General features: G+C 70.7%; 11 protein-coding genes. 10 read left to right on the forward strand and 1 reads right to left on the reverse strand.

Features of this window, described 5'->3' with window-relative positions; genetic code table 11:
- The first annotated feature begins 155 nt into the window (after positions 1-155).
- Positions 156-1,697 carry an MFS transporter gene (locus tag ACZ6SD_RS19910; RefSeq protein WP_465318432.1) on the forward strand — a complete coding sequence of 514 codons (1,542 nt, stop codon included), beginning with the start codon at positions 156-158 and terminating at the stop codon, positions 1,695-1,697.
- 70 nt (positions 1,698-1,767) lie between these two features.
- Here ACZ6SD_RS19910 and ACZ6SD_RS19915 read toward each other — a convergent pair whose 3' ends face one another.
- A complete protein-coding gene (locus ACZ6SD_RS19915) occupies positions 1,768-2,559 on the reverse strand; it encodes a hypothetical protein (RefSeq protein WP_465318433.1) in 792 nt (263 codons plus the stop codon).
- A 226-nt stretch (positions 2,560-2,785) separates the two neighbouring features.
- Here ACZ6SD_RS19915 and nirB point away from each other — a divergent pair, with 226 nt between their 5' ends.
- The 9 genes from nirB to ACZ6SD_RS19960 all read left to right on the forward strand — a co-directional run bounded on the left by nirB (position 2,786) and on the right by ACZ6SD_RS19960 (position 10,364).
- Positions 2,786-5,305, forward strand: coding sequence for a nitrite reductase large subunit NirB (nirB, locus tag ACZ6SD_RS19920; protein WP_465318434.1), 2,520 nt, complete (start codon positions 2,786-2,788; stop codon positions 5,303-5,305).
- Complete coding sequence (gene nirD / locus ACZ6SD_RS19925; RefSeq protein ID WP_465318435.1) at positions 5,302-5,646, forward strand: nitrite reductase small subunit NirD; 345 nt, start codon at positions 5,302-5,304, stop codon at positions 5,644-5,646. Before nirB ends, nirD begins: the two co-directional genes overlap by 4 nt.
- 20 nt (positions 5,647-5,666) lie before the next feature.
- Positions 5,667-6,800, forward strand: coding sequence for a uroporphyrinogen-III synthase (locus ACZ6SD_RS19930; protein ID WP_465318436.1), 1,134 nt, complete (start codon positions 5,667-5,669; stop codon positions 6,798-6,800).
- Positions 6,797-7,483, forward strand: coding sequence for a sirohydrochlorin chelatase (locus tag ACZ6SD_RS19935; protein ID WP_465318437.1), 687 nt, complete (start codon positions 6,797-6,799; stop codon positions 7,481-7,483). Before ACZ6SD_RS19930 ends, ACZ6SD_RS19935 begins: the two co-directional genes overlap by 4 nt.
- A gap of 301 nt (positions 7,484-7,784) precedes the next feature.
- Positions 7,785-8,768: a pirin family protein gene (locus tag ACZ6SD_RS19940; RefSeq protein ID WP_465318438.1), complete on the forward strand. Its 984-nt coding sequence runs from the start codon at positions 7,785-7,787 to the stop codon at positions 8,766-8,768.
- A complete protein-coding gene (locus tag ACZ6SD_RS19945; protein ID WP_465318439.1) occupies positions 8,765-9,124 on the forward strand; it encodes a tetratricopeptide repeat protein in 360 nt (119 codons plus the stop codon). Before ACZ6SD_RS19940 ends, ACZ6SD_RS19945 begins: the two co-directional genes overlap by 4 nt.
- Positions 9,125-9,221: 97 nt before the next feature.
- Positions 9,222-9,557 (forward strand): ArsR/SmtB family transcription factor, encoded by a 336-nt coding sequence (locus ACZ6SD_RS19950; protein WP_465318440.1) that lies wholly within the window; start codon positions 9,222-9,224, stop codon positions 9,555-9,557.
- Positions 9,550-9,990 (forward strand): SRPBCC family protein, encoded by a 441-nt coding sequence (locus tag ACZ6SD_RS19955; protein ID WP_465318441.1) that lies wholly within the window; start codon positions 9,550-9,552, stop codon positions 9,988-9,990. The genes ACZ6SD_RS19950 and ACZ6SD_RS19955 overlap by 8 nt, the downstream gene beginning before the upstream one ends.
- A gap of 182 nt (positions 9,991-10,172) precedes the next feature.
- The gene (locus ACZ6SD_RS19960; protein WP_465318442.1) at positions 10,173-10,364 is read left to right on the forward strand and encodes a hypothetical protein; all 192 of its coding nucleotides are present in this window, start codon (positions 10,173-10,175) and stop codon (positions 10,362-10,364) included.
- Positions 10,365-10,480 lie beyond the last annotated feature (116 nt).

Raw genomic sequence — 10,480 nt, forward strand, 5'->3', positions numbered from 1 at the left:
CCGGCCATGACCAGGCCAATCACCGTCCAGAAACCTCACAGCGGGACTGGTGGGCACGTGCGGATAACGTGCCTTCGACGTCACCGCAAGCCATACGCGGGAAATCCGCGATTCGTATCTTTTCGCCCAAGCCCCAGCTTGAGGAGGACCTTCCCATGAGCCTTGCAGTCGAATCCCCGCCAGCCGATCAGGCAAAGCCCCGGAAGGGGCGTTGGATCGACCACTGGGAACCGGAGAACGAGGAGTTCTGGGAAAAGACCGGAAAGCCGATCGCGCGCCGGAACCTCATCTTCTCGATCTTCGCCGAGCACCTGGGCTTCTCCATCTGGGTGCTGTGGTCGGTCGTCGTGCTCAACCTGTCGAACGCGGGCTTCGGCGGCGGCACCCCGTTCACCCCGAGCGAGCTGTTCTGGCTGACCGCGCTGCCGAACCTGGTCGGCTCCGCGCTGCGCATCCCCTACACCTTCGCGGTGCCCAAGTTCGGCGGCCGGGTGTGGACCGCGATCAGCGCGGCCCTGCTGCTGATCCCCACCACCGCGCTCGCGGCGATGGTGCACTTCGACTTCGTGCGCACCCAGTCGCACGACACGCAGTTCACGATCATGCTGGTCATCGCGGCCCTCGCGGGTTTCGGCGGCGGCAACTTCTCCTCGTCGATGGCCAACATCTCCTTCTTCTACCCGGAGAAGCGCAAGGGCCTCGCGCTCGGCCTCAACGCCGCGGGCGGCAACCTCGGCGTCGCGGTCGTGCAGCTGCTCACCCCGCTGGTCGTCATCATCGGCGTCCCGTACGCCATCGCGAAGAACCCGGTCCACCCGGTGCACCTGGCCTACGCGGGCCTGATGTGGATGCCGTTCATCATCGCCGCCGTCGTCGGCGCGTGGTTCTTCATGGACAGCCTCACGATGGCCAAGTCGGACACCAAGTCCTACCTGTCGTGCCTGAAGTACGGGCAGACCTGGATCATGTCGATCCTCTACATCGGCACGTTCGGCTCGTTCATCGGCTTCTCGTTCGCGCTGCCGCTGGTGATCCGGCTGACGTTCCCCGAGTTCCTGGCGCAGAACCCGTTCATCGGCACGTACCTGGCCGGTCTCGGCTTCCTCGGCGCGCTCATCGGCTCGTTCTCCCGGCCCTTCGGCGGCTGGATCGCGGACAAGATCGGCGGCGCGAAGGTCACCCTGTGGGTGTTCCTGTCGATGGCGGCGTTCACGCTGCTGGCGATGTACGGGGTGAACCAGCGCAGCTTCGGGATCTTCTTCACCTCCTACATGGTGATCTTCGCGCTTTCCGGCGCTGGCAATGGTTCCACCTACCGGATGATCCCGGTCATCTTCGGCGAGCTTGGCCGCAAGGAGGCCGCGACCGGCGCGCTGACCGCGGAAGAGGCGACCCTGAAGTTCAAGCGGATGGCGGCGGCGGTCATCGGCATCGCGGGCGCGATCGGCGCCTTCGGCGGGTTCCTCATCCAGCAGATCTTCCGGCTCGCCAGCGTCCCGGTCGGCGCAGCGGTGAACAGCGCGAAGACGGTCGAGGCCAAGGCCGCCGCCGCGGCGGAGCACGCGACCTGGTCGACGTCCGCGCTGGGCGTGTTCATCGTCGCCTACGCGGTCTTCGCGGGTATGACCTGGTTCTTCTACCTGCGCAAGACCACCGAGACCTCGCGCTTCCCGAGCCTGGCCCACGCGGGCGTCTGAGCGTCCGCGTCCTCCTCGCGGACGGCTCCGTGACGGCCGTCTTCCCTGTGTCGCATGGGGAAGGCGGCCGTCACGGCTTTTCGTCGGTCGTCTCGGCGCTCTCGGAAGCCTGGGGAGCCTGGAAGGTTTCGGTGGTGCGCCGGGGTTTCGGGGCCTCCAGCGGCTCCGGGGTCCGGGTGGCCTCCGGGGTCGGCGGAGCCGCCGGGGTTTCCGTCTGCCCGCTGTTCTCGGTGTTCTCGGTGGTCTCGGTGTCCTCTGGCTCGACGTCGGCCAGCCGCTCGAACACCCCGTCGAGGATCTTACGGGTGGTTTCGCACGCCGAGCCGCCGTAGCTGCCCAGCACGGTCAGGTGCGAGCCGTGCTCGTGCGCCTCCAGATACGGGTCGAGCGCGACGGACAGCCCGCAGGAGCCCTCGCTGTCGCCACTGCCCTCGCCGACCCGGTAGGCGGTGTTGCCGAAGATCTCCTCGATGTGCCGGTAGCTCGGCGTTCCCGGCGGCTCGGCGCGGAAGAGCACCGACACGCCGGTGCCCGAGCCCGCGTACGGCAGCCGGTAGCGGCACAGTTGGTGCGTCGACTCGTCCTCGACCAGCGACGCCCGCACGCCGGTCGCCTTGCTGACGACGCCGACGTACCCCAGGCAGTCCACCATGACGGGCGCCCGCTTGCGGGTGTTCACCGTCACACCCGGCTGCCGGGGGCGGGTGGTAGTGGTGGGGGACTCGGCCGTCATGACCACACGGGGGCCCGCGGCGGGGCGGTCGGCCGCGGCGTCGCCGCCGTCGGCCGAATCGGCGCAGGCAGCGGTGATCAGCGTGGCGAACAGCAGGGGCGCGAGCAGGGTGGCACGTCCGGGAAGCACGGCCAAACCGTAGGGCGTGCGGAACGACGATGCCGCATTCCTGGTCCGGATTCCACCTATCGTGGCGGCTCTCACCCCGCACGGCTCTCTGACCTGCGGAGAGAGGTATCCGTAACAGTGGTGAAATCGTCGTGAACCGTGGTCGACATAGGCGGAGCACAGCATTGGACGAACGCCGAGGCACCCCCGGCAACACCAACGCAGGCACCATCGAGGAGGCACACGCATGGCGCGGACACTCGTCGTGGTCGGCAACGGGATGGTCGGACACCGGCTAGTCCAGGCGTTGCGCGACCGGGACGCCGCAGGCGCCTGGCGCGTGGTCGTATTCGCCGAAGAGGCCCGGCCCGCTTATGACCGAGTCGCCCTGACGTCCTATGTGGACACTTGGAATCCGCTGGCGCTGCAACTGGACGGCGCGGAGTTCGAGGGCGACGACCGGGTCGAGCTGAACCTGGGCGACGCGGTCGTGCGCATCGACCGCGCGGCGCGCACGGTCACCACGGCGTCCGGCCGCGTCCAGGCTTACGACACGCTGGCCCTGGCCACCGGCTCGTCCCCGTTCGTCCCGCCGGTCAAGGGCAGCGACCTGCCCGGCTGCCACGTCTACCGCACGATCGACGACCTCGACGCCATCCGCGACACCGCGGAGCGCGCCCGCACCGGGCTCGGTCGCGGCGCGGCCATGGTCGTCGGCGGCGGCCTGCTCGGTTTGGAGGCCGCGAAGGCGCTGCGCGACATGGGTCTGTCGCCGCACGTGGTGGAGTTCGCGCCGCGGCTGATGCCGCTGCAGGTGGACGAGGGCGGCGGCGCGCTGCTCAAGCGGCTCATCGAAGAACTCGACGTCACCGTGCACGCGGGCACCACGGCCACGGTCATCGAAGAGGACCGCGGCAGGCTCATCGCCAAGCTGACCAACGGCGTCGAGCTGGACCTGGACCTCGTGGTGTTCTCCGCGGGCATCCGCCCCCGCGACCAGCTCGCCCGCGACGCCGGTCTCGCCGTCGGCGAGCGCGGCGGCATCGTCGTGGACGACGGCTGCCGCACCAGCGACCCGGACATCTTCGCCATCGGCGAGTGCGCCAACCTCGACGGCAGGGTCTACGGCCTGGTCGCCCCCGGCTACGCCATGGCCGAGATCGTCGCCGACCGCATCCTCGGCGGCGCGGCCACCTTCCCCGGCGCGGACATGTCCACCAAGCTCAAGCTGATGGGCGTGGACGTGGCCAGCTTCGGCGACGCGCACGCCGCCGAAGAGGGCGCCCTGGAGGTCGTGTTCAACGACGCGGTCAAGGGCACCTACCGCAAGCTGGTGGTGTCCAACGACGCCAAGACGCTGCTCGGCGGCATCCTGGTCGGCGACGCGAACGACTACGCCACCCTGCGCCCGATGGTCGGCCGACCGCTGCCCGGCGACCCCGGCGCGCTGCTCGCCCCCGCGGGTGGCGGCGGCGGTGGCGTCGGCGTCGGCGCGCTGCCCGACGAGGCGCAGATCTGCTCCTGCAACGCGGTCAGCAAGGGTGACATCAAGGAAGCCATCGTCGTCGGCGGCTGCGACGACGTGACCAAGCTCAAGGCGTGCACCAAGGCGGGCACGTCCTGCGGCTCCTGCGTGCCGATGCTCAAGCAGTTGCTGTCGGTGTGCGGCGTCGAGCAGTCCAAGGCGCTGTGCGAGCACTTCAGCCAGTCCCGCGCCGAGCTGTTCGAGATCGTGCGGGTCACCGGCATCACCACCTTCAGCGACCTGATCGGCAAGCACGGCAAGGGCCGCGGCTGCGACATCTGCAAGCCGGTGGCGGCCTCGATCCTGGCTTCCCTTGGCAACGGCCACATCCTCGCCGGTGAGCAGGCGTCGTTGCAGGACACCAATGACCGGTTCCTGGCCAACATCCAGCGCAACGGCACCTACTCGGTGGTGCCGCGCATCCCCGGCGGCGAGATCACCCCGGAAAAGCTCATGGTCATCGCCCAGGTGGCCCAGGAATACGGGCTGTACACCAAAATCACCGGCGGACAGCGCATCGACCTGTTCGGCGCCACCGTCGACCAGCTCCCCGGCATCTGGAAGCGGTTGGTGGACGCCGGTTTCGAGTCCGGCCACGCCTACGGCAAGGCGCTGCGCACCGTCAAGTCGTGCGTCGGCTCGACCTGGTGCCGCTACGGCGTGCAGGACTCGGTTGGCCTGGCCGTCGAGCTGGAACTGCGCTACCGCGGCCTGCGCTCGCCGCACAAGCTGAAGTCGGCCGTCTCGGGCTGCGCCCGCGAGTGCGCCGAGGCGCGCGGCAAGGACTTCGGCGTCATCGCCACCGAGAACGGCTGGAACCTCTACGTCGGCGGAAACGGCGGCATGATGCCCCGGCACGCCGACCTCCTGGTGTCCGAAGTGGACAAGGAGACCCTGCTCAAGGTCATCGACCGGTTCCTGATGTTCTACATCCGCACCGCCGACCGGCTGCAGCGCACCTCCACCTGGCTCGACGCCATGGAAGGCGGCCTGGACCACCTGCGCGACGTCGTGGTCAACGACTCGCTCGGGCTGTGCGCCGAACTGGAGGCGCAGATGGCCGAGCACATCAAGGGTTACGCCGACGAGTGGGCAGGCGTCCTCGCCGACCCGGAAAAGCTCGCCCGGTTCACGTCGTTCGTCAACGCGCCCGGCACGCCCGACCCGACGATCACCTTCCGCGAGGAACGTGGCCAGCGGGTGCCGGTGCTGCTGGGCACCCCGGAGGTGATCGCCCGATGACCGCTCTCGCCGAAACGGTGTGGGTCGAGCTGTGCCCACTGGAGTCCATCGCCCGCGAGCAGGGGGTCGCCGCCCTGCTCCCGGACGGCACCCAGGTCGCGGTTTTCCGCACCCACGATGACGCCGTGTACGCGCTCGGTAACCAGGACCCCTTCAGTGGGGCGTGGGTGCTGTCCCGGGGTATCGTTGGCGACATCGCCGGGGCGCCGGTAGTGGCGTCCCCGATGCACAAGCAGCACTTCGACCTGCGGACCGGCGTCTGCGTCGACGACGAAACCGTGTCGGTCCCCACGTATCCAGTGCGGGTCGTGGATGCGACCATCCTGCTGGGGCAGACGTGACCGCGCTCCTGGAGGTTCCCGTGACCAGCACGCAGATCGCCCCGTTGGCGGGCTTCACCATCGGCGTCACCGCCGCGCGCCGCGCGGACGAGCTCGGGGCGCTGATGGAACGCCGGGGCGCGTGCGTGCTCTACGGGCCCGCCATCCGGATCATCCCCCTAGCCGACGACAGCGAACTGCTCGCCGCCACCACGAGCCTGCTCAAGGGCGGCCCGGTGGACGTCGCCATCGCCACCACCGGCATCGGCTTCCGCGGCTGGATCGAGGCCGCGGAAGGCTGGGGGCTGGGCCCGCAGCTCGTCGAGGTGCTCAAGTCCGCCGACGTGCTCGCCCGCGGCCCCAAGGCCAAGGGCGCCGTCCGCGCGGCTGGCCTGGTCGAGACCTGGTCCCCGGAGTCCGAGGCCAGCCCCGAACTGCTCGACTACCTGCTGCGCGACGGCGTGGCGGGCAAGCGGATCGCGGTGCAGCTGCACGGCGAGCCGCTGCGCGAGTTCGTCAACGCCCTGCGCGACAACGGAGCCGAGGTCATCGAGATCCCGGTCTACCGCTGGACCGGCCCGGCCGACCCGGCGCCGCTGGAGCGGCTCATCGACGCGCTGCTGGCCGGGCAGGTCGACGCGGTCACCTTCACCAGCGCCCCGGCCGCGGCCAGCGTGCTGGAGACCGCCGACCGGCTGGGCAGGCTCGACGCCCTGGTCGACGTCCTGCGCGACCGCGTCCTCGTCGTCGCCGTCGGCTCGATCACCGCCGGACCGCTCAAGCGGCTGGGCATCCCCGTGGTCTGCCCGGACCGCGCCCGCATCGGCGCGCTCGTGCGGGAACTGGCCGACGCCCTGCCCGCCCGCGCGACCCGCGTCAAGGTCGGCGAGCGCGACCTGGAACTGCGCGGGCAGGCGGTGGTGGTCGACGGAGAGCTGCGCCCGGTCCCGCCCGCGCCGATGGCCCTGCTGCGCGCGCTGGCCGTCACCCCCGGCCGCGTCCTGTCCCGCCCGGCGCTGGCCGCGGTGCTGCGCAAGCACTCCGGCCGCGAGTCCGGAGTGGACGAACACGCCGTGGAGACCGCCGTGGGCCGCCTGCGCGCCGCGCTGGGCGAGTCCGGCCTGGTGCAGACCGTGGTCAAGCGCGGCTACCGGCTCGCGGTGGCCGCCGCGTGACCCTCGTCCTCGTCGCGCACGGCACCCGGGCGGCCGCGGGCGCCGAGACCACCTACGCCCTCGCCGACGAAGTCCGCGACCTGCTGCCCGAGGTCCCGGTCAAGGTCGCCTTCGCCGACGTCCGCGCCCCGGACGTGACCACCGTCCTGCGGTCCGTGCGCGGCTCCGCCGTCGTCGTCCCGGCTTTTCTCGCCTCGGGCTACCACGTCCGCGTCGACGTCCCAGCCCAGGTCGACGCGGCGGACCGGGTCGGGGAAACCGTCATCACCCCCGCCCTGGGCCCCGCCCCCACCCTCGTCGCCGCGATGCACGAACGCCTCACCGACGCGGGCTGGCGCCCCGGCGACGCCGTGGTCCTGGCCGCAGCCGGATCATCCGACGACCGCGCCCTCTCCGACGTCCGCCGCGCCGCAGCACTGCTCGGCGCCCGAACCGGCACGGTCGTTCGCATCGGCTACGCGGCCACCGCCACCCCGCGCATCGCCGACGTGGTCGCCCGCGCCCACGACACCGCCGACCGGGTCGCCGTCGCCTCCTGGCTGTTGGCCCCCGGCCTGTTCCACCGCGCGGTGGCAGGCTGCGGCGCCGACATCGTCGGCGCCCCCCTGGGCGACCACCCCCGCGTCGCGGAACTGATCGTCCGCCGCTACATCGAGGCCCGCGTCTACCGCGCCGTCGCCTGACCCAGGCTCCCCGAACGCCCCCGAGGCCCCGCTTCGGGGGCGTTCGGCGTTGTCATTGTCGGTGTGGGGCGGCCTTCCTCTGGTAGCGGCCTTCGGGCGACTGTCCGGCACTCCTAGAGGCGTGCAATCGCACTGATTCGGCCTTCGATGACCAGCGCGCTGTTCGTCCTTAACGTCGGCATTGTCTCTTTGAAGATCGCGGGACTACCTGGCCGACCTCGCGGAATAATTGAACGCGCAATCACCTTGTACCGGGCACGAGGTCGCCGCCCGGGTGGCCGAAGAGTGAAGGAGGCAGAGGATGCCTGCCATCACCGCTGACACCTTGACCCTGCCCCGCCTGCCCGACCTGCCCGAGTCGGCCACGGCTTGGCGCGGGGTGCGCAGGATCGTGCGGGCGCAGAAGTTCCTTGAAGGGGAAGGGTTCCAGGTTCGTCGGCCGTTCCCGGGCGTCGACCTCTCGATGGCCGACCCGTTCCTGCTGCTCGACCACATGGGCGCGGTCGAGTACGCGCCGGGTGAGGCCAAGGGCGCGCCGTGGCACCCGCACCGGGGGTTCGAGACGGTCACCTACATGATCGACGGCGAGATGCAGCACACCGACTCGATCGGCGGCGGCGGCGTGATCACCAACGGCGCCACGCAGTGGATGACCGCCGCTAGCGGCATCCTCCATAACGAGATGCCCACGCCGGAGATGGTGGCCAAGGGCGGGCTGTTCCACGGTGTGCAGCTGTGGGTCAACCTGCCGCGCTCGCTGAAGATGGCGCGGCCGAGGTACCAGGACATCGAGGCTCGCGACGCGCGGCTGCTCTCCAGCGACGACGGTGGCGCGCTGGTCCGGCTGATCGCCGGGGAGCTCGACGGGCATCAGGGGCCGGGGTCGACGTACACGCCGATCACGTACCTGCACGCGACGGTGAATCCCGGGGCGCGGCTGACCATGCCGTGGGCCGCGGACTTCAACGCCATGGTGTACGTCATCTCCGGGCGCGGCACCGTGGGCGTGGAGCGGCGCCCGCTTGACGAGGGTCACCTGGCCGTCTTCGGTGCGGGTGAGGCGCTGACCATGCGCGCGGCGGACACCCAGCCGAGCGCGTCGCCGAACTGGGAGGTCCTGGTGCTGGGCGGCAGGCCGATCAACGAGCCGGTCGCGCGGTACGGGCCGTTTGTGATGAACACCCGTGAGGAGATCGTGCGGGCGTTCGAGGACTACCAGGCGGGCAGGCTCGGCCAGATCCCGGCCGCGCACCGGTCCGCCGTGGACGAGGAGCTGACCACATGACCGATGTCGCCACCCTGCTCGACCGGGGTCGCCTGTTCCGCGCGAGCGGCGACCCCGCCACGGCGGCCCGCCACCTGCGGGCCGCGGCCGACGCCGCGCCGGACTCGCGCGCGGTGCTGACCGAGTTGGCGTTGGCCCACTTCCAGTCCGCCGCTCTCGGCCCAGCCGAGGAGGTCGCGCGGCGGCTGGTGGAGCTGGACCCGTCCGACGCCTACGCGCGCACGCTGCTGGGCCGGTCCCTGACCCGGCAGAGCAGGCACGCCGAAGCGCTGCCGCACCTGCGGCTCGCGGCCGCGATGACCGCGGACCCGGAGGCGGAGGCCGCGCTGGCCGCCTGCCGCGCGCGCCTCGCCTGACTCATCGGCCCCGGCCCCCGTGCCGGGGCTTTCCCTTGACGTGGGGCGGCTCCGGGCCTACATTAAACCAGTCAGTTAATTAACCGAATGGTTGATGATGAGCGACTCCCTGAGCGCCGTGTTCGCCGCCCTGGCCGACCCGACCCGCCGCGCCATCCTGGCCCGGCTGGCGGGCGGCGAGGCGACGGTCAACGACCTGGCCGCGCCGTTCGCGATGAGCCTGCCCGCGGTCTCCAAGCACCTGAAGGTGCTCGAACGCGCGGGCCTGATCACCCGAGGCCGCGACGCGCAGTACCGGCCGTGCAGGCTGCACGCCGACCCGCTGGCCGACGCGGCCCGCTGGCTCGACCGCTACCGGGTGTTCTGGGAGGCGAGCTTCGACCGGCTTGACGACCACCTGTCCGACCTGCGGAAAGGAAAAACCGATGACTGAGCCCAGCTTGACCATCACCCGGGTTTTCGACGCCCCGCCCGCCCTGCTGTACGACGTCTGGACCGACCCGGCGCACCTCGCGAAATGGTGGGGCCCCAAGGATTTCCACGCGTCCTCGATCGACCTCGACGCCACCGAGGGCGGCAAGTGGCGGCACTGCATGGTCTCCCCGGAGGGCAAGGAACACTGGTCCCATGGGGAGTTTCGCGTTCTGCAGCCCCCGGAGCGGCTCGCGTTCACCTTCACCTGGGAGGAAGAAGGCGCGCTGGCGACCCTGGTGACCATCGACTTCGAGGGCCAGGACGGCAAGACCCTGATGATCTTCCGGCAGGGACCGTTCGCCGACGAGTCCACACGCGACGATCACCGCGACGGCTGGCTGGAGGCGTTCGAGGACATCGCCGCCCACGTCCATTCCGTCCACAGTGGATGATCGAGGTCGGTGGTTGCGTTCAGTGACCCCCTAGTGACCTAAAAGATCGCATCCATAAGGAGTCTTGCGATCCCCGGATTGGGCTGAAAGAGTGAATATCACTCCCGGTAGGCCCGCTGTGGGAAATCTCGTGAGCGACCGATGCTCTCTTCCACCGGCGGCCGCCCCTAGGAAGGTGCTTCATGACGCTTGCCCACGAGGCCGCTCCCACCACCGGTCGAATCGCCGCGGCCCGCGAGATCGAGTCGCAGCACAACGCCGAGCAGTGCAGCCGGGCCGCCCGCACGGTCGCCGACCACGCCGCGGACGCCGAGGACTGCCTGCGCCTGCTGGAGATGCTGGGCCTGGACCCGGCCGCGGGCAAACGCCCCTGACCCTGATCCGGTCCCGGGGGGGGGGGGGGGGGGGGGGGGGGGGGGGGGGGGGGGGGGGGGGGGTGGGGGGAGGGGGGGGGGGGGAGAACCAGATGAGGAGGGGGATCCCGCAGAGC

The sequence above is a fragment of the Actinokineospora sp. NPDC051303 genome (genome assembly GCF_055586285.1).